General features: G+C 70.2%; 19 protein-coding genes. 8 read left to right on the top strand and 11 right to left on the bottom strand.

The genetic code is table 11. The features are described 5' to 3' along the window. Positions 1-56 precede the first annotated feature (56 nt). On the top strand, positions 57-479 hold the full coding sequence (locus ABD339_RS21140) for a PLD nuclease N-terminal domain-containing protein (protein ID WP_344567972.1): 423 nt from the start codon (positions 57-59) through the stop codon (positions 477-479). Positions 480-600: 121 nt separating this feature from the next. Here the strand turns inward: ABD339_RS21140 and ABD339_RS21135 are convergent, their stop codons facing one another. The 8 genes from ABD339_RS21135 to ABD339_RS21100 all read right to left on the bottom strand — a co-directional run bounded on the left by ABD339_RS21135 (position 601) and on the right by ABD339_RS21100 (position 8279). Further along, the gene (locus tag ABD339_RS21135; protein WP_344567971.1) at positions 601-1218 is read right to left on the bottom strand and encodes an SRPBCC family protein; all 618 of its coding nucleotides are present in this window, start codon (positions 1216-1218) and stop codon (positions 601-603) included. Between the two features lie 37 nt (positions 1219-1255). Beyond that, positions 1256-2416, bottom strand: coding sequence for a c-type cytochrome biogenesis protein CcsB (ccsB, locus tag ABD339_RS21130; RefSeq protein WP_344567970.1), 1161 nt, complete (start codon positions 2414-2416; stop codon positions 1256-1258). After that, the gene (gene resB / locus ABD339_RS21125) at positions 2413-4254 is read right to left on the bottom strand and encodes a cytochrome c biogenesis protein ResB (RefSeq protein WP_344567969.1); all 1842 of its coding nucleotides are present in this window, start codon (positions 4252-4254) and stop codon (positions 2413-2415) included. The genes ccsB and resB overlap by 4 nt, the downstream gene beginning before the upstream one ends. Before the next feature lie 3 nt (positions 4255-4257). Beyond that, the gene (locus ABD339_RS21120) at positions 4258-5028 is read right to left on the bottom strand and encodes a cytochrome c biogenesis CcdA family protein (RefSeq protein ID WP_344567968.1); all 771 of its coding nucleotides are present in this window, start codon (positions 5026-5028) and stop codon (positions 4258-4260) included. 7 nt (positions 5029-5035) lie between these two features. Continuing rightward, complete coding sequence (locus ABD339_RS21115; protein WP_344567967.1) at positions 5036-5635, bottom strand: TlpA family protein disulfide reductase; 600 nt, start codon at positions 5633-5635, stop codon at positions 5036-5038. An 89-nt stretch (positions 5636-5724) separates the two neighbouring features. Beyond that, positions 5725-6375 (bottom strand): histidine phosphatase family protein, encoded by a 651-nt coding sequence (locus ABD339_RS21110; protein WP_344568110.1) that lies wholly within the window; start codon positions 6373-6375, stop codon positions 5725-5727. Positions 6376-6572: 197 nt separating this feature from the next. After that, positions 6573-7910, bottom strand: a complete 1338-nt coding sequence (gene hemL / locus ABD339_RS21105) for a glutamate-1-semialdehyde 2,1-aminomutase (RefSeq protein WP_344567966.1) — start codon at positions 7908-7910, stop codon at positions 6573-6575. Positions 7911-8108: 198 nt separating this feature from the next. After that, complete coding sequence (locus tag ABD339_RS21100; RefSeq protein WP_344568125.1) at positions 8109-8279, bottom strand: hypothetical protein; 171 nt, start codon at positions 8277-8279, stop codon at positions 8109-8111. Between ABD339_RS21100 and ABD339_RS21095 the strand changes: the two genes are divergently transcribed. After that, positions 8224-8736, top strand: a complete 513-nt coding sequence (locus tag ABD339_RS21095; RefSeq protein WP_344568109.1) for a hypothetical protein — start codon at positions 8224-8226, stop codon at positions 8734-8736. The genes ABD339_RS21100 and ABD339_RS21095 overlap by 56 nt on opposite strands. A 142-nt stretch (positions 8737-8878) precedes the next feature. Beyond that, on the top strand, positions 8879-9814 hold the full coding sequence (locus ABD339_RS21090; RefSeq protein ID WP_344567965.1) for a DUF389 domain-containing protein: 936 nt from the start codon (positions 8879-8881) through the stop codon (positions 9812-9814). A 155-nt stretch (positions 9815-9969) separates the two neighbouring features. Here the strand turns inward: ABD339_RS21090 and ABD339_RS21085 are convergent, their stop codons facing one another. Then, complete coding sequence (locus tag ABD339_RS21085) at positions 9970-11772, bottom strand: BCCT family transporter (protein WP_344567964.1); 1803 nt, start codon at positions 11770-11772, stop codon at positions 9970-9972. A 483-nt stretch (positions 11773-12255) separates the two neighbouring features. After that, positions 12256-12879: a TetR/AcrR family transcriptional regulator gene (locus tag ABD339_RS21080; RefSeq protein ID WP_344567963.1), complete on the bottom strand. Its 624-nt coding sequence runs from the start codon at positions 12877-12879 to the stop codon at positions 12256-12258. 115 nt (positions 12880-12994) lie between these two features. On the opposite strand from ABD339_RS21080, the gene ABD339_RS21075 reads away from it, so the two are divergent. The 5 genes from ABD339_RS21075 to ABD339_RS21055 all read left to right on the top strand — a co-directional run bounded on the left by ABD339_RS21075 (position 12995) and on the right by ABD339_RS21055 (position 18875). Continuing rightward, the gene (locus ABD339_RS21075) at positions 12995-14479 is read left to right on the top strand and encodes an FAD-dependent monooxygenase (protein WP_344567962.1); all 1485 of its coding nucleotides are present in this window, start codon (positions 12995-12997) and stop codon (positions 14477-14479) included. A gap of 10 nt (positions 14480-14489) precedes the next feature. Further along, the gene (locus tag ABD339_RS21070; RefSeq protein WP_344567961.1) at positions 14490-14825 is read left to right on the top strand and encodes a YnfA family protein; all 336 of its coding nucleotides are present in this window, start codon (positions 14490-14492) and stop codon (positions 14823-14825) included. A 375-nt stretch (positions 14826-15200) separates the two neighbouring features. Beyond that, positions 15201-16124 (top strand): hypothetical protein, encoded by a 924-nt coding sequence (locus ABD339_RS21065; protein WP_344567960.1) that lies wholly within the window; start codon positions 15201-15203, stop codon positions 16122-16124. A 229-nt stretch (positions 16125-16353) separates the two neighbouring features. Continuing rightward, entirely contained in the window at positions 16354-17070 is a 717-nt protein-coding gene (locus tag ABD339_RS21060; protein WP_344567959.1) for a DUF3558 domain-containing protein, read from the top strand. 206 nt (positions 17071-17276) lie between these two features. After that, positions 17277-18875, top strand: coding sequence for a DUF2637 domain-containing protein (locus tag ABD339_RS21055; protein WP_425576050.1), 1599 nt, complete (start codon positions 17277-17279; stop codon positions 18873-18875). A 133-nt stretch (positions 18876-19008) separates the two neighbouring features. Here ABD339_RS21055 and lysS read toward each other — a convergent pair whose 3' ends face one another. Next, positions 19009-20784: a lysine--tRNA ligase gene (gene lysS, locus ABD339_RS21050; protein ID WP_344567958.1), complete on the bottom strand. Its 1776-nt coding sequence runs from the start codon at positions 20782-20784 to the stop codon at positions 19009-19011. Between the last annotated feature and the right edge of the window lie 19 nt (positions 20785-20803).

The raw sequence follows: 20803 nt of genomic DNA, 5'->3' as shown, positions 1-20803 counted from the left end.
GCCGGGGCCCGCACCCCACCAGTCCGGCGGCATCTCGCACCCAGGGGGCGTTCCGCGTGATCAGGTATCTGCCGATCCTTTTGATCCTGGCCGTGTGGATCTACGCGTTCATCGACTGCCTCAATACGCCCGAGAACGAGGCCCGCAAGCTGCCCAAGGTGGTGTGGGTCATCATCATCCTGCTGTTCGGGCAGGTGCTGCTCGGGCCCGTGGCCTGGTTCGCGGTCGGCCGCCCGCGCCGCAACGCGCCCTACGGCGCGACCCGCCCCCAGGAGCGGCGCTGGGTCGCCCCGGACGACAACCCCGAGTTCCTGAAGTCCCTGAAGAAGGACGAGGTTCCGGAGGCGTCGGCTCCGCAACCGGCCCCGGAGTCGGAGCCGGCACCCGAGCCCGACCCGGCCCCGGAGCCGCCCCGCCAGAAGGACGAACGCCCCCGCCCGGAGGACGAGCTTCCGCGCCGGGACCGCGACGAGGGCTGAGAGCTGAACGAGCGCTGACGGCCGAGGACCGACGGCGACGGTCCCACCTCGCGCGGCCCCTGTTCCCACCGCCGCCCCGACCCCCGACGGCGGCGGCCGGGGCGGCGATCCGGAGGCGGTGTTACGGGAGCCGCCCGGCGTACTCCGCGCGCAGCGCGCTGAAACGGTCCGGGGCCCAGACTCCGGCGGGCGAGGAGTGGCCCGGCGGCCCCGCGCGGCCCTCCAGCTCTTCCTTGAGCAGTTCGAAGTGGTGGTGCCATCCGGCGAGGCGGTCCAGCAGACATGCCGCGTCGCCGGTGAAGTCGTTGCGGAAGCGGACCCGTGTGCGGTCGTCGTCCGCGGTGCCCTTCAGGGTGAAGCCGAAGGAACCACGGTTTCCGACGGTGTACTCCGCGAGCCGCCGCCGCGACCAGGCAGTGATCCGCCCGGCGGCCGCCGCCCCTCCGGCACCGGCATCGGGACCGGAGGTGGCGCCCGCGCCCGGCCCGGAGCCCGCGTCCTCTCCCCCGTCCAGCCAGCGCAGCGCCACCGCTCCGCCGGGGCCGGGCTCGAAAGGGTGGGCCGAGGCCAGCCAGCTCCGCAGACCCTCGGGGGTGGCGACGGCCTCCCACACGGTCTCCACCGGACGCGGGAACGCCAGCTCGAAGCTGATCGTGTGCGCGTCGCCGCCCGGGCTGCTGCGTGCCGTGCCGTACGGGATCCCGTACGACTGAGAGGGGGCCTGGCTGTCGGTGCTCATAGCTCCACCTTCACCCCGCACGCACAAGTCTGCCGCCTCAGATCCCCGCGTACGAGTGTTTGCCGTTGAAGAAGACGTTCACACCGTAGTAGTTGAAGAGGAAACAGGCGAAGGCGAGAAGTGCGAGATATGCCGCTTTCCGGCCCTTCCAGCCTGCCGTGGCCCGCGCGTGCAGGTAGCTGGCGTAGGCGACCCAGGTGATGAACGACCAGACCTCCTTGGGGTCCCAGCCCCAGTAGCGGCCCCAGGCGTCGCCCGCCCAGATCGCGCCCGCCACGATGGTGAAGGTCCAGAAGGGGAAGACGGCGGCGTTGATGCGGTAGGCGAACTTGTCGAGCGAGTTCGCCGAGGGCAGCCGCTCCATGATCGAAGCGGCGGCCTTGCTGGGCTTGCCGCCGCGCAGCAGCTTGCTCTCGTAGGAGTCCCGGAACAGGTAGAGCAGGGAGCCGACGAAGCCGAGGTAGAACAGCGCACCGCAGATGATGGCCAGCGAGACGTGGATCCACAGCCAGTAGGAGTGCAGCGCGGGCACCAGCTGGTCGCTGTCGGTGTAGAAGACGGTGACCGCCAGACCCAGGTCCAGCAGGACTGTGGTGACCAGCGGCAGTCCGATCCAGCGGACCTTCTTCTTGGCGAGCAGGAAGCACAGGTAGGCGCCGACGGCGACCATCGAGAAGGCCGTCGAGAACTCGTACATGTTGCCCCAGGGGGCCCGCTGCACCGAGAGCGAGCGGCTCAGCACCCCGCCGGTGTGGAGCAGGAAGGCCAGCACGGTCAGCGAGATCGCGATCCGCCCGTACATGTCGCCCTGCTCATCGCCCCCGGCCGCGCCGGGACCGTCGGGCAGCTCGCCGCGCTTGCCCGCGCTGGAGCGGGTGACGATCTTGGGGCCGCCGCCCGCCTTCCCCGCCGCCGGCTTCTCCAGGACCGCCGTGCCGCCCTGGGACTTCACCTGGACGGAGACGCCGCCCTGCGCGGGGACGGCGGAGGCTTTCGCCGCGCTCTCCTCGCCGCCCTCGGCAGTGCGCGCGTGGCCGGTGAGCGCCGCCGCCGTGCGCGCGACCTTGCTGCGCCCGCCGAACGTCCACTCGGCGATATAGGCGAAGAAGGCCAGGACATAGACGGCCATCGCCGAATAGATCAGATAGTTGCTGATCTGGGCGAGCTGCTCGTTGGGTTCGGCTGCGAGGAAGGTCACTTGCCTGCTCCTTCGGAGGCTTCAGCAGGATCGGCGGATTCCGAGGGTTCCGCGGAGTCCGAGGATGGGGCGGGTACGGCGGGTTCACCGGCGCTCTCCGCTGTGGACGCGCCGGTCGCAGGGGTGTTGTCGGCCGCCGGGGCGCCGGCCGCGGGGGTGTCGGCCGCCGCGGGGGCCGCCTCCTGCATGTCCGTGGCGAGCGAGGCGATTTCCTCGGGCAGCCTGGCGGACTCGCTGCGTCCGAGCCCGGCCATCTCGATGACCGTACGCCCGTCGCCTCCGGTACTCGCACGCACCCACACCCTGCGGCGCTGGATGAAGAGCGAGCCGGCCAGGCCGAAGATGGCGGCCAGGGCGCCGCCGAGGGCCCAGCCGCTGCCGACCTGGTGGGTGACCTGGAAGTTGGCCCACTTCTTGACGCCCTCGAACTTGAGGCTGCCCGCGCCGTTGGGCAGCGTCATCGTCTGGCCGGGCACCAGCTTCTTGGCGAAGGGACCGCCGTCCTTGTCCTTGAACTTCGTCATGTTCTTGGTGTCGAGCTGGTACACGTTCTGCGCCGGCCCGCCATCGACGCCCAGGTTGCCGTGGTAGGCGGTCAGGAACATCGCGGGATTCTTCAAGGAGGGCGACTGGGAGAACATCGTGCCGCTCTTGGGCGCGAAGTCGGGCACGAAGAAGCCCTGGAAGCCGAGCTGGTCCTTGCGGCCCTTGGCGTTCACGTAGTCGGTGACCTTCACCACGCCGCTGGAGGTCTGGTTGTTGTCCTGCTGGAGGAAGGGGACCGGGCCCTTGTAGGCGGTGTTGCCCTTGCCGTCCTTGACGCTGACGACCGGCGCGAAGCCGTTGGCCAGCAGGTAGACCTTCGAATCCCCCATCTTCAGCGGGTGGTTCACCTTGATGGTGGTGTTCTTCTCCTTGCCGTCCGCGCCCTGCCAGAAGGCGATGTCGGCGCGGAAGTCGGTGGCCGTTCCCTTGTTGGGGCCGCTCTCCTGGTAGGAGGCGTGGAAGTCCTTGAGCCGGAAACCGAAGGGGTCGAGCTGGTCGGCGGTGAACAGCGAGCCCGACTTGAAGTCGTCGTACTGCGTGAGGGTGTTGGAGAAGCCGTCACCCTGCACGATCAGCTTGCCGCCCTCGGCCTTCCACAGCTGCCCCGCGGCGAACGCCAGCAGCAGCACGATCAGGGCGATGTGGAAGAGCAGGTTGCCCGCCTCGCGCAGATAGCCCTTCTCGGACGCGACCGCGTCGCCCTGCCGGTGCGTACGGAAACGCCTGCGGCCCAGCAGCGAGCGCGCGGCCTCCAGTACCTTCTCCGGCTCCGCCTCGGTGCGCCAGGTGGCGTAGACGGGCATCCGGTCCAGGCGGCGCGGGGCGCGCGGCGGGCGGGAGCGCAGCTGGCCGACGAACTGCCAGGTGCGGGGCACGATGCAGCCGACGAGCGAGATGAACAGCAGGATGTAGATCGCCGAGAACCACACCGAGGTGTAGACGTCGAACAACTGGAGCTTGTCGTAGAGCGGCGCCAGGGTGGTGTGCTGCTCGTGGAAGCGCTCGACCTTGGTGGCGTCCACGGGCGTCTGCGGGATCACCGAACCGGGGATGGCGCCCAGCGACAGCAGGAACAGCAAGATCAGCGCCACCCGCATCGAGGTGAGCTGCCGCCAGAACCAGCGCAGCCAGCCGAGCGGGCCCAGCGAGGGGATGTTCAGCCGCTCCTCGCCGGGTGCCGTGGACAGCTGGGCGGTGGCCGCCCGGTCGCGCGCCTCGCCCTCGGCCCGCTCCCCCTCGGGGGGCCGGTCGCTGGTCTGCCCGGCGTCCGTGCCGGTGCCGGTCGTGCTCATGGATCAGATCCCCACCGTGAAGTCGGACGACCAGACCGTGATCTCGTACACGATCCGGTCCCAGATGCCTGTGACGAGCAGGACGCCGACCGCGACGAGCATCCCGCCGCCGATCCGCATGACCCACACGTAGTGCCGCTTCACCCAGCCGAAGGCCCCCAGCGCCCGGCGGAAGGCGAGGGCCGCGAGGACGAACGGCACGCCCAGGCCCAGACAGTAGGCCACCGTCAGCAGCGCGCCGCGCTCCGCGCTCGCCTGGCTGGAGGAGAGCGTGAGCACGGCGGCGAGCGTCGGGCCGATGCAGGGCGTCCACCCGATACCGAAGAGGACCCCCAGCATCGGCGCGCCCGCCAGCCCTATGCCGGGGCGCTTGTGGATGCGGAACTCGCGCGAGGTGAAGCGCGAGAGCGGGCCCAGCGCCCCCATGAAGGCCAGCCCGAGCACGATCGTCAGGCCGCCCATCACCTTGGAGATGACGGCCCGGTTGTCCTGGAGGACCGCGCCGAAGCCGCCGAACAGCGCCCCGCCGGAGACGAAGACGGCCGTGAAGCCGAGGACGAACAGCCCGGCCCCCGCGAACATCCGCCCGCGCCGCGCCTCGGCCAGGTCGGTGCCGCTGACCCCGGTGACGTACGACAGGTAGCCGGGCACCAGCGGCAGCACACAGGGCGAGAAGAAGGAGACCAGCCCGCCGAGGAGGGCGACGGGGAGGGCGAGCAGAAGAGCGCCGTTGAGTACGGTCTCGTTCATTCCTGCTGCCGCGAGAGAGGTCATGACCGGTTCACTTCGCCGCGAGCAGGGGGTCGAGGGCCGAGCGCAGTTCCTTCTCGCTCAGCTCCTTCAGCGCCCGCACGGCGACCTTCCCGTCCTTGTCGAGGATGAGGGTGGAGGGGATGGCCTGCGGGGAGAGCGTGTTGCGGGGGAACTTGAGGATGAGCTTGCCGCTGGGGTCGTAGAAGCTCGGGTAGTCGATGTCGTAGTTCCGCTCGAACGCCTTCGCGTTGGCCTTGTCCAGGTCACGGGTGTTGATGCCGAGGAACTGGACGTCCTTGCCCTTGGTGTCACGGGCGACCTTGGCCAGGTTGGGCGCCTCGGCACGGCAGGGGCTGCACCACGAGCCCCATACGTTCAGCACGACGACCTTGCCCTTGTAGTCGGACAGCTTCAGCTTCTTGCCGTCCACCGAGGGGCCCTTGAGGTCGGGGACGGAGGTGCGCTTGCCGTCGGCCACCTTGGTGATCTCGCCCGTACCCTGCACGAACTTGGTGTCACCGGAGGCGGATCCGGTCTCTTCACCGCCGCAGGCGGACAGCAGCAGCGCACCCACGGCGGCTCCTGCGGCCAGCAGCGGGAAGCGGCGGGAAGCGCGGATCTGGCTCATGTGAAAAGTTTCGCATGAGCATCTGTGGGATCTTCCGCACCCCCCTGCTCCCCCTCCGGGAGACCCGCCCGGCCCGTCTTCGCCGCAGCTCAGGCCCCGAATCCCTTGCTCTGCCCCTTCTTGGCACGGCCGGCACCGGCACGCAGATGCGGCGGCACCAGATCGCGGGCCGGCTCGCTGTATCCCACCGCGACGATCGTGTCGCCGAGGAAGGTGAAGCTGGTCAGCGAGGCGAGCGTGCACTGCCGGCGGCGCGGGTCGTGCCACAGCCTGCGACGCTCGACGTAGCCGCGCAGGGTCCAGATCGGGAGCTGGTGGCTGACGCACACGGCCTCGTGTCCGCGCGCCGCGTCCTTGGCGCTCTCCAGCGCCGCGCGCATCCGCACGACCTGGTCGATGTAGGGCTCGCCCCAGGAGGGCCGGAAGGGGTTGCGCAGATGGCGCCAGTTCTCCGGCCTGCGCAGCGCGCCGTCCCCGACGCCGAAGGTCTTGCCCTGGAAGACGTTGCCCGCCTCGATCAGCCGTTCGTCGGCGGTGACGTCGAGGCCGTGCGCCTTGGCGACGGGCGCGGCCGTCTCCTGCGCGCGCTCCAGCGGCGAGGCGACGACGTGGGTGATGTCGCGCCCCTCCAGATGTTCCGCGACGCGGTCGGCCATCTGGCGGCCGAGGTCGGACAGGTGGTAGCCGTCCAGCCGCCCGTAGAGGATGCCCTCCGGATTCTCGACCTCGCCGTGCCGCATGACGTGGACGACGGTGACCGTCTTGTCCCGCCCGCTCCCACCCGCGGCTCCCTTGGCGCTCTTGACGGGTGCGCTGTCGGCCGCCGCGTTCTTGGCGCTCTTGGGGGGCACGCCCTCGCAGCTCACGTCACTCACACCGCTCTCCTCACGCTCGTCGCCCACGTCACCTCTGCCGCTTCTGTCGCTACCTCCGTCGCTCACGCGGCCACCGCCTCGGCGGCGGCACGGGCGGCGGCGGGCAGCGCGTCCGCGATCCGCTGGAGCGCCGCGTCGTCGTGTGCCGCGGAGACGAACCAGACCTCGAAGCCCGAGGGCGGGAGGTACACGCCCTGCGCGAGCATCGCGTGGAAGAAGGCGGTGAAACGGAACGACTCCTGCCGCTTGGCGGCCTCGTAGTCGGTGACCCCCGCCTCACCGAAATCGCCGAAGAAGACGGAGAACATGCTCCCCGCCGTCTGCACGGTGTGCGCCACGCCCTCCTTGGTGAGCGCCTCGGTGACCATCTGCCGCACCCGGCGGGCCGCGGCATCGACCTGGCCGTAGACGGCGAAGTCGTCGCGCGCCAGCACTCGCAGCTGGGTGAGCCCCGCGGCACTGGCGACCGGGTTCCCCGACAGGGTGCCCGCCTGGTAGACGGGCCCGGCCGGCGCGAGGTGGTTCATGATCTCCCTGCGCCCGCCGAACGCGGCAGCCGGAAAGCCGCCGCCCATGACCTTGCCGAACGTCATCAGGTCGGGGACGACACCGTCGATGCCGAACCAGCCGCGCTCACCGACCCGGAAGCCGGTCATCACCTCGTCGGAGACGAACAGCGCGCCGTCGGCCGAGCACAGGTCCTTCAGCGCCTGGTTGAAACCGGGCAGCGGCGGGACGACGCCCATGTTGCCCGGCGACGCCTCGGTGATCACACAGGCGACCTCCCGGGGGTAGGCGGCGAACGCCTCGCGGACCGCGTCCAGATCGTTATACGGCAGCACGATCGTGTCGCCCGCCTGCGCGCCCGTCACACCCGGGGTGTCCGGCAGACCGAGCGTCGCGACCCCGGAACCGGCGGCGGCCAGCAGCGAATCGACGTGCCCGTGATAGCAGCCGGCGAACTTGATGACCTTGGTCCGGCCGGTGAAGCCGCGCGCCAGCCGGATCGCCGACATCGTCGCCTCGGTGCCGGAGGAGACAAGTCGTACCTGCTCGACGGGGTCGATCCGCCCGACGATCTCCTCGGCGAGGGCCACCTCGTCCTCGACGGGCGTACCGAAGGACGTACCGCGCGCCACGGCCTGCTGGACGGCCTCGGTGACCTCCGGGTGTGCGTGGCCGAGAATCATCGGCCCCCAGGAACAGACGAGATCGACGTACTCCCTCCCGTCCGCGTCCGTGAGATAGGGACCCTTGCCGGACACCATGAACCGGGGCGTACCGCCCACCCCGCGAAAGGCACGGACCGGAGAGTTCACGCCTCCCGGGGTCGCGGCGGCGGCACGTTCGAAGAGCGACTGCGATACTGGGGCGCTGTACGAGTAAGTCACGAAAGCCATGGTGTCAGAGCCTTCCGTGGCAGGGGCTGGGGGCGTTTCACAGTCCGTGAGGCGGGGAGGTCTCTGACACGATGATCGGGTCGCACGTTGTCGGCAGTGCGGCTCGGATGAGCAGTCGGGTGGTGACATGCATCGCGGTGGCGGACTGGGAGAGGGGACCGGCCCCTCGGAGCCTGGCCCGGGGCGCGCTCCAGGGCGTCATCGGCGCGGTGCGGCCGAGAGCGGAAGCGCCGCGGAGCGCGGCAGCACCGCGGAGCGCGATTCCGCTGCGGAGCACGGCAGCGCTGCGGAACGCGGCAGCCGCGCGAAGCGGATCAGCCCGGTCGAGCGGATCAGCCCGGCCGGCAGCGACAGCACGGCGAAGAGCACGAGCAGCAAGGGTGGCGGCCGGGTGGGGGTGACCTACAAGTACTTCGGGGCGCCGGACGGGGCCACGGCCGCACGCGTACCCATCTCGATGCGCCCGGAGGAACTGGGCGGGGACGAGCTGGGACACGGCATGTTCACCAAGATCAAGCCGGAGACGATGGCGGCGATGGTGCTGACGGGGATCGAGGGCATACCCCTCAACCGCGTCCCCCCGCTCGAACTCGTCGTACTGCACCCCGACTACGCCGTGGTGAAGCTCCCGATGACGGTCGTCGATCCGCTGCGCGGCATCGGCGAGGAGTCGGTGGGCGCGGCGGCCTTCATCTGGTCCACCGTCCCGGACCGCTCCGGCCCGCAGGACGCGTACAACGTCTACCAACTGCTGCACCGCTGGCAGGACTTCTCCGACCGCCTCCACGAGGCGGGCCACCAGGCGTACTGCCTGGTGTGGCCCTGAGATTTCTTGAACTGCCGCTGACTGCCGCTGATTGATTCCACTCCCGGTCCGCTCGGGGTCCGTTCGCGGTCTGCCCCGGGTCCATTCGGGTCCGTTCGAGTTCGGGGCCCGGCCCCGCGTCCGCCCCGCTACGCTGCGCGCCATGTTGCACCTGCGGATGATCAGCCCGTCCGACCGGACGCCGGACGTCCTCGCCCTGCTGGAGTCGAGCGTCGGCGCCACTCACCTGGCCGTGCTGGAGGGCGCTGCACGCGATCCGGCCGGCGATGTCGTCATGTGCGACGTGGCCCGCGAGGCCGGCGACGAACTGCTCGCCCGGCTGCGCGCGCTGGGGCTGGCCGAGCACGGGTCCATCTCCGTGGAGAACATCGACCTCTCGCTGTCCGAGCGCGCCGACCGCGCCGAGGACGAGGCGCCGGGCGAGGGCGTGGATGCGGTGCTGTGGGAGTCGCTGACCGAGGCCACGCACGAGGAGTCGCGGCTGACGGTCACCTACCTCACCTTTCTGACCGTCGCCACGATGATCGCGGCCTGCGGTGTGCTGACGGACAGCGCGATCCTGATCGTGGGTGCGATGGTCGTCGGACCGGAGTTCGGGCCGTTGGCGGGCGTGTGCACGGGGCTGGTGCGGCGCAAGGTGGGGCTGGTGGGCCGCTCGCTGGCCGCGCTGCTGGTGGGCTTCCCGGTCGCGATGCTGGTCACGGGGGGCTTCAGTCTGCTGATGGACGCGCTGGGGATGTTCTCGCAGGCGGACTTCAACAGGCCGCATCCGATCAGCGAGTTCGTGTGGAAGCCCGATCCGCTCTCGTTCGTGGTGGCGCTGCTCGCGGGAGTGGCCGGGATCGTCTCGCTGACTTCGGCGAAGTCCGGTGCCCTGGTGGGCGTGGCCATCTCGGTGACCACGGTGCCGGCAGCGGCGAACGCGGCACTGGCGCTCAGCTACGGCAACCTGTCGGAGACCTGGGGCTCCTTCGGCCAGCTGTTGGTGAACCTCGCGGGCATCGTCCTCGCGGGAACGCTGACGCTGCTGGGCCAGCGGCTGTTCTGGGCGCGGAAGCGGCGGACGGCGGGACTGTGACAGGCGAACGGGCGTCCCGTCGCCGCCACTCCTCCGAGTGGTGGCGACGGGACGCCCGTGAGGCACGTCCAACGCGCCGGTGACCTGGCCCGGTTGAGACCGGATGAGGGCCGTCCGGACGGGGTTGCCCCGGACCGGCCCTCTCCGGTTCCGGGTCAGTCCTTGTCCGGGCCGCTCGACGTCTTCTTCTCGCCGCCGTTGTCCCGGCCGGCCTCGCCGGCCTCGCCGCTCTCGTCCACGACCGCGTCGGCCACGGCTTGGGCGACCTCCTCGTCCAGGACCTCCGCGTCCAGCTTGGGCGCGTCGGGGTCGATCGGGCCGATCTGGAACTCGAACTCACCGCCGTACTGCTCGTGGGCGGCGACGACCGCGCTGCCGACGGCCTCCTCGCCCCGCTCGGTACGGATGATGAGCGGGTCTCGGCGCAGGTCCTTGCTGAGCGCTATACACAACCCGATCATGACGACGGTGAAGGGCACCGCCACCAGAATGGTGAGGTTCTTCAACCCCGTGAGGGCTTCGTCCCCACCACCGCCGATCATCAGCATGACGGCGCCGACGGCCCCGGTGAGCACACCCCAGATGATGACGACGCCCCGGCTGGGCTCCATCGTCCCCTTCTGGGAGAGGGTGCCCATCACGATCGAGGCCGCGTCGGCGCCCGACACGAAGAAGATGCCGACCAGGAGCATCACGACGAATCCGGTGACACTGGCGATCGGGTACTCGTTCAGCACGTTGAAGAGCTGCGCCTCCTGGGTCTTGCCCAGGTTCGTGCCGTCGGACTGGAGCTTCATGGCGGTGCTGCCGAAGATCGCGAACCAGATGAGGCTCACGACGCTGGGGACCAGGATCACGCCGCCGACGAACTGGCGGATGGTGCGGCCCCGGCTGATGCGGGCGATGAACATGCCCACGAACGGCGTCCACGAGATCCACCACGCCCAGTAGAAGACCGTCCAGCTGGAGAGCCAGGTCGCGACGCCCTTGCCGCTGGAGGAGTCGGTTCGCCCGATCATCTGCGGAAGGTCACCGAGGAAGCTGCCCACCGAGGTCGGCACCATGTTGAGCATGAGGATCGTCGGGCCGGCGACGAAGAGGAAGAGCACGAGCAGCCCGGCCAGCACCATGTTGATGTTGGAGAGCCACTGGACGCCCTTCTCGACACCGGAGACGGCCGAGAAGACGAAGGCCACGGTCAGCACCGCGATGATGGCGACCAGCACGCCGGTGCTGACCTTGCTCGCCCAGCCGGCTTCCTCTATGCCGCTGCCGATCTGGAGTGCGCCCAGCCCCAGCGAGGCCGCGGAGCCGAACAGCGTGGCGAAGATCGCCAGGATGTCGATGACCTTGCCGATGCCGCCGTTGGCGGCCTTCTCGCCGATGAGCGGGGTGAAGACCGCGCTGATCGTCTGCCGGCGTCCGCGCCGGAAGCAGCTGTAGGCGATGGCCAGGCCGACCACCGCGTAGATCGCCCACGGGTGGAGCGTCCAGTGGAAGAGCGTGGTGGCCAGCGACGTCTCCATGCGGTCCGCGTCATTGGCCGGGTTCGTGCCGGGGGGCGCCTCCGTGAAGTGGCTCAGCGGCTCGCTCACGCCGTAGAACATCAGTCCGATGCCCATGCCCGCGCTGAACATCATCGCGATCCACGACACGGTCTTGAACTCTGGCTCCTCACCCTCCTTGCCGAGGGTGATCTTGCCGTAGCGGCTGAAGGCCAGCCACAGGGAGAAGATCACGAAGCCGGTGGCGGCGAGCACGAAGGCCCAGCCGCCGTTGTGCATCGTCCACTCCAGCATCTTGGAGGACACGTCGCTCAGGGAGTCCGTCGCGACCGCTCCCCAGACGACGAAGACGAGCGTGAGCAGCGCTGTGACGCCGAACACGACGCGGTCCGTCTGCGGGCCCCGGGCCAGTCCCCCGCGGAAGGCCGGGGCCTCCTCTGTCTCAGGTTTCACGTTTGTCTATCGCCCTTCCTCCGGTGGTCATTCCGGACCTCTCACGCGTCGCGGCGATCCGTGGCGCACGGACACCTTCTTGGATGCCAGTCATCGATTCGGGGGGCCGCTACCCGGCTTGAATGAAAGTAATCCGGTCGCACAGCACACCCAAAGCCAGACATTTATCAGTCAACTGCCCTTATTCGTAAGGGATATTGACCTCCCATCACATGTCATGGCCACGACCTGTGACCGGCAGAACGCGGTAAGCCTAGGTGCCTTGCCCGGGTGGAGTGCCTCATCCGGGCGCAAACAGAAAGGGTCGTTGTAGATCCGGAACGCGCGGACGCCCCCGGAGACGGATAGTCCACGCTTTCCGGACCCTGTGCGGCGTATCTATCGACGGAATCGCCCCGTCCGTAACTTCGCCACCATCGAACGGACTCCGGCGGCCTCGGAGCCGGCGGAGCCCGGGCGGGCCGGGAACTTCCCCGAGGAGGACTACTCCGACCCCGGAGGAGGCGGCGGCACCTCCCCCGCGAGATAGCCCTGGACCGTGGGTGCGAGCCAGCGCACCACCTCCTCCGTGGACAGCGCGGCAACGGGCGGCAGCTCCAGCACATATCTGCACAGGGCCATACCGAGAACCTGCGAGGCCACCAGCCCCGCCCGCGTTCTGGCCTCCTCCGGATCGGGGCTCAGCGCCTCGGCCAGCGGCCCGAGCTGGTCCCGGAAGATGCTCCGCATCCTCTCGGCCCCCGCGGGGTTGGTCGCCCCCACACGCAGCATCGCCTTCAGCGACTCGTCCCCCTCCCACAGGCTCAGGAAGTGCCGCACCAGCACCGCGCCCGCGTGCTCCCGGGGGAGATAGGAGGCTTCGGGCAGGTGCAGATCCAGCTCGACGGAGGCGGCGAAGAGCCCGGCCTTGTTGCCGTAATAGCGCATCACCATCGCGGGATCGATGCCCGCCTCACGGGCGATGAGGCGGATCGTCGCGCGCTCGTACCCCTCCGCGGCGAAGCTGTCGCGCGCGGCGCGGAGGATCGCGGCGCGCGTCGAATCAGAGCGGCGGGCGGGCTCTTCGGCGGGCCCTGGGGCCTCGGTGCGGGTCTCGGTGCCATCCATGTCAACAACTGTAGGCCCACAAGCGTTGACACGCCAGCCCCGACCGGCTTACGGTGGTGACAACAAGCGTTGACCAGTGGGCGCCGAGGGAGGCGCCCGGCCCGGGGAGGCAGTCATGGCACGCACCAGCACCACACAGGAAACACCCGGAGCACGGGAGCGGGCGCACGACGCGGAGGTCCTCGTCGTGGGCGCCGGCCCGACCGGCCTGCTGCTCGCGGGCGACCTCGCGGCGTCGGGCCGCCGGGTCACCCTGATCGAGCGCCGCGACGACACCACCAGCAATCTCTCGCGCGCCCTGGTCGTGCACGCCCGCACGCTGGAGCAGTTCGACGCCAGAGGGCTGGCAGAGGACCTGGTGAAGGCGGGACACCCCATCGAGAAGCTGCGCCTGTTCGGCACCGCCACCCTCGATCCCACCTCCCTTCCGACCCGCTTCCCCTTCGTCCTCGTCGTAGGGCAGTACGAGGTGGAGAGGCTGCTGGAGCGCAGGGCACAGGAGGCGGGCGTTGTCTTCCGGCACGGCGCCGAGCTGACGGCGCTGCGCCAGGACGCCCACACCGTGACGGCCGAAATTCGCGAGGCGGACGAGGACCGCACGCTGCGCGCCCGCTATCTCGTGGGCACAGACGGGGTGCACAGCAAGGTCCGCGAGGAGCTGGGGCTGCCGTTCCCCGGCAAGTCGGTGATCCGTTCAATGGTGCTGGCCGACGTGCGATTGGACGAGCCACCGAAGGCCCCCTTCACCGCGGATGCCACGGAGCGCGCCTTCGCGCTGATCGGCACCTTCGGCGACGGCTGGTACCGCGTCATGGGCTGGCACCGCGACCGCCAGTTGCCCGACAGCGCTCCGGCCGACCTGGAGGAGGTGCGGGAGTTCACCCGGCTCGCCCTCGGCTCGGACTTCGGGATACGGGAGGCCCGGTGGATCTCGCGATTCCACAGCGATGAGCGGCAGGCCCCCGCCTACCGGGTCGGCCGGATCTTCCTGGCGGGCGACGCGGCCCATGTCCACTCCCCGGCCGGCGGTATGGGGATGAACACCGGGCTTCAGGACGCCGCGAACCTGAGCTGGAAGCTGGCCGCCGTCCTCGACGCCACTTCGGCTCCCACCCTGCTGGACACCTACGAGGCGGAACGCCACCCTGTCGGCACGATGGTGCTGCGCACAAGCGGCGCGATCCTTCGCATCGCGCTCACGCGCTTTCCCGGCAGCCGGGCGGCACGCTCGCTCGCGGGCACGCTGGTCGACCGGATATGGCCGGTGGCCAAGCGCGCGATCATGACGGTCTCCGGAATCGGCCTCTCCTACCCCGCGCCCTCGGGCTCCCACCGGCTGGCAGGCAAGCGCGCCCCTGACCTGGCGCTGGCCTCGGGCAGGTTGTACGAGGCGCTGCGGGAGGGCCGGTTCGTCCTGGTGACCCCGCGCGGGGCGCGGAGCAGAGGGGAGGACACCCGCTTCATACACGAAGAGACGGCGGGCGCCGGAAGATTCACCCTCCTGATCCGTCCTGACGGCTACATAGCGTGGGCCGGCGAAGGCCCGGACCCGGCGGGACGGGAGGCGGCGCTGACGGAGTGGACGGGGCGGGCCGCATAGCCTGGCCACCATGTTCGTCGCTCGCTCGATCCTGCTGTTCGTACTGGCCGCGCTCTTCGAGATCGGCGGGGCCTGGCTCGTCTGGCAGGGGGTGCGGGAGCACAAGGGCTGGGCGTGGATCGGCGCCGGGGTCCTCGCGCTCGGGGTCTACGGCTTCGTGGCCACGCTCCAGCCCGACGCACACTTCGGCCGGATCCTGGCCGCGTACGGCGGAGTGTTCGTCGCCGGCTCACTGGCCTGGGGGATGGTGATGGACGGCTTCCGCCCGGACCGCTGGGACGTGACAGGGGCGCTCGTCTGCCTGGTGGGCGTCGCGTTGATCATGTATGCGCCGCGCGGCAGTTGAGCGGAGACCTCCAGCCGCACGTCTCGCCTCCGTCTCCCAGCCCCCACACACAGCCCGCCCCGTTCCCGCATTCGCACCGGTACGCCCACGTCGCAATCGCCCCACGGTGCACCGCTGTTGACAGCGTGGCCATCGAGCCGGTCGCCAACCCACATCACTTGGACAGAGAGGGCTCATAACGCGAAAGGGAAAAGACTGACTTTGTGCAACATAGGCACCGGGCGACCGGACGGTTGGATGACACGTGCGATAGACATTGTGTTCCGTCGCCCTGTCGGCGGAACGCGTTCCCGTCCAGGAGACCGGACGACGACCCGAGCGAGGAGGCCGACCGTGCGGCGGAGGGCAAGTACGTACGCCACATACAGGACGTACGTGAAACATACCGGGCTGGCCCTCGCGCTGGCCGGGGCCCTCACCACGCTCACCGCCTGTACCGGCCCGTCCGGCTCCGACGGCGACGACGCCAAGCCGGGCGACGACTCGTCCTCGGCGTCAGCAGCGCCGCCCGGGAAGTACCGCACGCTCCCCGAGCCCTGCGGCACCGTCAGCATCAGCCAGCTCAAGGACATGCTCCCCGGCGCCGAGGCCGCGGACGACGGGAGCGACGGCGATTCCGATTCAGGCTCCGTCGATCCCAGCCCCAGCCCCTTCAAGGGCGAGGCGACCGTGACGTACGACACCGACCGCCGTGTCGGCTGCCGCTGGAAGAATGCCACCACGCTCGGCACCCGCCATCTCAACGTCGATTTCGAGCGCGTCGTGTCCTACGACCCCGCGGTCAGCGACGACGAGCAGGCCGAGCGGCTCTACGACAAGAAGGCCAGCAAGGCCGAGATCCCCGTCACCTCGGACGGCGCCTCCGGCCAGAGCGAGGCCCCAGGCGAAGGGGAGAGCCCCGGCGGCGCGACACCCGACGGCAAGACCTCCGCCGACGGCGCCTCCTCCGGCGGCGCCAAGGACGACTCCGCCACCAAGCGGAACCACAGGTCCCCGGAGTCCTCCGACGAGGGCAACGCGTCCGAGGGCGAGGGCTCCTCCCCCAGTCCGGAAGGGGAGCTGGCCCCCCGCCCCCTGGACGGCATCGGCGATACCGCCTTCATCAACGACAAGCTGGACACCGAGGATTCCGGCCTCCACCGGGACGTCACCCTGGTCTTCCGCACGGCCAATGTGATCGCCACCGTCCGCTATGACCAGTGGGTCACGGACAAGCACCGGATTCCGGACAGCAAGGAACTCCAGGACAAAACGCACGACCTCGCTGTACAGCTCGCCGAAACGTTCGAGGAGGAGTGACCCGACAGCCGAAGCGGAGCGGGACCCCCGCGCACCGGCGCCCACCTGTGGCGCGTCACGCAGCGCACATGGCCCGTGTAGCAGCCCGGCCCCACCCTGTGGGCTGTCACACGCTGTGGGAGGTGCCACGAAACGCCCACACCACCCCATGGGCCGCGTACCGTTCCGTCAGCACAGCCGCCATCCCGGCTCGGCTCAGACTGTGAAGAATCCCGGAAGCGAAGGAACCATGCACCGAAACGCCCCGCGCAACGCCCCTCGACGGAGCAAGACCGTCAGGAACTCGCTCGCCTGTGCGGCAGTGGCGCTCCCCGTCCTGCTGGTCGCCGGCTGCTCCTCGGACTCGGACCAGGGCGCGGAGTCCGACTCCCCCTCGTCTTCCGCGAGCAAGTCGCCGAGCGCGGCGCCCGTGAAGTACAAGACGCTGCCCGACTCCTGCGAGAGCCTGTCCAAGAAGACGGTCAAGGACGTGGTGCCCAAGACGAGCAACGCGTCGGGCAAGCGCGTCGGGTCCGGAGACACCAACGACTCCAACAGCTGCCTGTGGAGCGGCCTGAACAAGTACGACTACCGGCAGCTGACGGTCTCCCTCAAGCGCTTCAACTCCGACAGCTCCCTCGGTTCGGGCGACAGGCGCTCCGGGGAGTACGTGAAGCAGCAGGCGAGCGAGATCACCAACAACAAGGAAAACAAGAAGCCCAAGAACTCCTCGGCGTCCGGGATCGGCCAGGAGGCCACGGCCGTCTCCTACGAGACCGAGAAGAAGGACTCCAAGGGCAAGTCGGAGGACTACCGCGCCGAGCGCCTGGTCGCCCGTTCGGCCAACGTCGTGGTCACCGTCGACTACGAAGGCGCCGGCTTCGAGGACGGCAAGAAGCCCAGCGCCGACGACCTGAAGAAGAAGGCCGCCAAGGCCGCCAAGGAAGCCCTCACCCACCTCAAGTGAGCCCCCGGCACGCGTTCTGACGCGACGGAGCCCGGTCCGTCCCCTCGCCACCGTGTCGCGGGAGGGCCGGGCTTCGCGCGTGTCGGCGCTTGACGGATGTGCCAGGCTGGGCCCGCCAGTTTCCGAGGGTGGGGACAACTCCTGTGCACGGCGTACAACTGACCCGAATACACCGCATACTCATCGCCGTTGTGATCACGGGCGCCATGGTGATCGCGGCGATCGGCTTCGCGGGCTCGTTCTCGGCAGTCCGCGAGCTGGCGGAGAAGAAGGGTTTCGGCACGTTCGCCCCGTTCTTTCCCATCGGGGTGGACGCCGGAATCGTCGTCCTCCTCGCCCTCGACCTGCTGCTGACGTGGATCCGCATCCCCTTCCCCCTGCTGCGCCAGACGGCCTGGCTGCTGACGGCGGCCACCATCGCCTTCAACGGCGCGGCTGCATGGCCCGACCCGCTGGGGGTGGGAATGCACGCGGTGATCCCGGTCCTCTTCGTCGTCACCGTCGAGGCCGCCCGGCACGCCATCGGGCGCGTCGCGGACATCACCGCCGACAAGCACATGGAGGGCGTCCGCCTCTCCCGCTGGCTCCTGGCCTTCCCCTCCACCTTCCGCCTCTGGCGCAGGATGAAGTTGTGGGAGCTGCGCTCCTATGACGAGGTGATCCGGATGGAGCAGGACCGGCTCGTCTACGAGACCCGGCTGCGCGCACGGTACGGGCGTGCCTGGCGCCGCAAGGCGCCCGTCGAGGCGATGATGCCGCTGCGACTGGCCCGCTACGGCGTCCCGCTGACCGAGACGGCGCCCGGTTCGCTGATCACCCGCGCCGGAGCGCCTCCGGCGCCCCACACCCACCCGACGGCCTCCGCCCTCGTACCCGCCTCCGACGCCCCCGCCACGGATCCGCCCGCACCCGCATCCGCCCCCGCACCCACCGGAATCGACGCGGAGGCCCCACCCCGACAGGCCCTGGACTCAGCGGAGCCGGCGGCGGAGACAGCGGACTCAGCCGCGTTGACGACGGCGGACGTGGGCGAGCAGTCACCGCCGCACACCCCGTCCGAACCGCCGCGCACCTCACCCGGACCAGCGCGCTCCGCGTCCGGCCCGGGCCCGGACGGGACACCCCTGCCCCAGGACGAACGGGCCCCCGCCCCGGCACCCATCGCCACGCGCCAGGCCCAGCCCTCACCCCCCTCCGCGACCGGCCCCGGCCCCGGGCCCGGGCCCACCGTCGAGTCGGCGCCTCCCGTCCCGGACTTCCCGGTCCCGGTGGCGCCCGGCCGCTACCGCACCCTCGCCACGCCCGCCCCCTCCCACGCCAGCGGCAGCGGCAGCGGCAACGGCAACGGCAACGGCAACGGCAACGGGGAGGGTCACGTGACCGCCCCCGGGTACACCGCCGAGAGCCTCTTCGCCGAACCTGCCGACTTCGTGAATCCCGTGGACCGCACGGACCCCGTCCAGCCGCAGCCCGCCCCCGCACCGGCCCCGACGCCCGCCCCCACGCCGCCTCCCCCGGCACACGAAGCGGTCGGGGTGGACGAGAGGGACGAGGGTCCCTACGGAGGCGGCGAGCTCCTAGGGATACCCGACGGAGTGCCCAGGGAAGAGGTCTACTTCGAGTCGTACCGCCAGTTCGTGGCCTCGCACGGCGCCTTTCCCACCGCCCGGCAGCTCTCCCGCACGCTCCACGACAGCCTCGGCGTCATGACGTCCGACGGCGGTCTCCTGAGCGAGGGGTATCTGCGCACCTACATGCGGGAGTTCAGGGAGCGCTACAACACCGAGATGGGCCTCGCGGGCTGACCGCCCCCGGGGTCTGAGTCCCCGGGGGCCAGGCCCCAGGACGGACCCGGACCCCGGGGCTCAGGACCCCGGCACGCCCAGGATCCGGCGGCCGGCCCAGCCGCGCAGCTGAACCCCCCTCAGCCCTCAGCCCTCAGCCTCCCAGCAGCTTGCGCACCCGCTCCGTGCCCACCGCCAGCAGCAGTGTCGGCAGCCGGGGTCCGGTCTCGCGGCCGACCAGCAGCCGGTACAGCAGCGCGAAGAAACCGCGCTGGGCCACCTTCAGCTCCTGGGTCGGCTTGGCATCCGGGGCGAGTCCGGCCTGGATCTTCGGTACGCCGTAGACGAGTTGGGTGAGCCCGTCCAGCGACCAGTGCTCCTCCAGGCCGTCGAGCAGCATCCGGAGCGAGGTGCGCTGCTCGTCCTCCAGCGAGGCCAGCAGCTCGGCATCCGGTTCGTCGCGTACGCGGGTGCGCTGCTCGGCCGGTACCTGGGTGGCGATCCAGCGCTGGGCGCGGTCGAGGCGGGGCCGGACCTCCTCCAGGGAGTGCACCGGATGCTCGGGGTCCAGTTCGCTGAGGATGCGCAGCGTCTGTTCCTCCTGGCCGCCGGTGATGTCGGTGACGGAGGCCAGCGTGCGGTAGGGCAGCGGCCTGGGCGTCATCGGCAGCGGGCCCAGCGCGGTGGACGAGGCGCGGGTGTGCGCGGCGATGTCGGCGGGCTGGGCGCTGCCGTCCGCGATCTTGCGGCCGAGCGCGTCCCACTCGTCGTAGGTGCGCTGGATCTCCTGGTCGAAGGCGACCTTGAAGGACTGGTTGGGCTTGCGGCGGGCGTACAGCCAGCGCAGCAGCGGCGCCTCCATGATCTGGAGCGCGTCGGCCGGGGTGGGCACGCCGCCCTTGGAGGAGGACATCTTCGCCATGCCGCTGATGCCGACGAAGGCGTACATCGGGCCGAGCGGCTGCTCGGCGCCGAAGATCTCCTTCACCAGCTGCCCGCCCACCACGAACGAGGAGCCGGGCGACTGGTGGTCCACGCCGGAGGGCTCGAAGACCACGCCCTCGAACGCCCAGCGCATCGGCCAGTCGACCTTCCACACCAGCTTGCCGTGGTCGAACTCGCGCAGCAGCACCGTCTCGCCGTGCCCGCACGCGCAGGTGTACGACAGTGCGGTGGTCTCGTCGTCGTAGCCGGTGACGGTCGTCAGGTCACGGCCGCAGACGGTGCAGTACGGCTTGTACGGGAAGTACTCGCCGCCACCCGCGCCCGAGCCGTCGTCCTCGGCGGCGGCGCCCGAGCCCTCGGCGGCCTCGACCTCCGCGGCATCCGGGGCGGCACCCGGCTTCTGCTGCTTCTGCGCGTTCTTCTGCGGAGCCTTGCCGCCGCCCTTGGCGTTCTTCTCCAGGGTGCGGTAGCGGTCCAGGACGGCGTCGATCCGGGCGCGCTCGCGCATCGCGAACAGAATCTGCTCGCGGTAGGCGCCCGAGGTGTACTTCCCCGTCTGGCTGATGCCCCGGTACTGCACCCCCAGCTCCAGCAGGGAGGCTTCCATCGCGGCCTTGAAGTGCTCGCCCCAGCTCGCGTACGGGCTGCCGGGCGGGGCCGGGACGGCGGTCAGGGGGCGGCCGATGTGCTCGTTCCAGGACTCGTCCACGCCCTCGATCCCGGCCGGGACCTTGCGGAACCTGTCGTAGTCGTCCCAGGAGATGAGGTGCTCGCACTCCACTCCGCGCCGCTTGATCTCGTCGGCGACCAGGTGCGGCACCATCACCTCGCGCAGGTTGCCCAGGTGGATGGGGCCCGAGGGGCTCAGCCCGGAGGCGCAGACGATCGGTTTGCCGGGCGCGCTGAGACCTCGGCGTTCCGCTTCGGCGATGACCTCATCGGCGATTCGGGAGACCCAGTCGGCTTCGTGAGTGGTCCGAGCCACGTCCGGCACTTCCTTCTCT

It is taken from the genome of Streptomyces axinellae (genome assembly GCF_039532135.1).
GTDB lineage: Bacteria > Actinomycetota > Actinomycetes > Streptomycetales > Streptomycetaceae > Streptomyces > Streptomyces axinellae.
This window is presented reverse-complemented; position numbering and strand designations above follow the sequence as displayed.

Bases quoted from the DNA above. Each gene is read 5' to 3' on its own strand.
- ABD339_RS21135 (WP_344567971.1), bottom strand. From the start codon at position 1,218: ATGAGCACCGACAGCCAGGCCCCCTCTCAGTCGTACGGGATCCCGTAC.
- resB (WP_344567969.1), bottom strand. From the start codon at position 4,254: ATGAGCACGACCGGCACCGGCACGGACGCCGGGCAGACCAGCGACCGG.
- ABD339_RS21120 (WP_344567968.1), bottom strand. From the start codon at position 5,028: ATGACCTCTCTCGCGGCAGCAGGAATGAACGAGACCGTACTCAACGGC.
- ABD339_RS21115 (WP_344567967.1), bottom strand. From the start codon at position 5,635: ATGAGCCAGATCCGCGCTTCCCGCCGCTTCCCGCTGCTGGCCGCAGGA.
- ABD339_RS21110 (WP_344568110.1), bottom strand. From the start codon at position 6,375: ATGCGGCACGGCGAGGTCGAGAATCCGGAGGGCATCCTCTACGGGCGG.
- hemL (WP_344567966.1), bottom strand. From the start codon at position 7,910: ATGGCTTTCGTGACTTACTCGTACAGCGCCCCAGTATCGCAGTCGCTC.
- ABD339_RS21090 (WP_344567965.1), top strand. From the start codon at position 8,879: ATGTTGCACCTGCGGATGATCAGCCCGTCCGACCGGACGCCGGACGTC.
- ABD339_RS21080 (WP_344567963.1), bottom strand. From the start codon at position 12,879: ATGGATGGCACCGAGACCCGCACCGAGGCCCCAGGGCCCGCCGAAGAG.
- ABD339_RS21075 (WP_344567962.1), top strand. From the start codon at position 12,995: ATGGCACGCACCAGCACCACACAGGAAACACCCGGAGCACGGGAGCGG.
- ABD339_RS21070 (WP_344567961.1), top strand. From the start codon at position 14,490: ATGTTCGTCGCTCGCTCGATCCTGCTGTTCGTACTGGCCGCGCTCTTC.
- ABD339_RS21060 (WP_344567959.1), top strand. From the start codon at position 16,354: ATGCACCGAAACGCCCCGCGCAACGCCCCTCGACGGAGCAAGACCGTC.
- ABD339_RS21055 (WP_425576050.1), top strand. From the start codon at position 17,277: ATGGTGATCGCGGCGATCGGCTTCGCGGGCTCGTTCTCGGCAGTCCGC.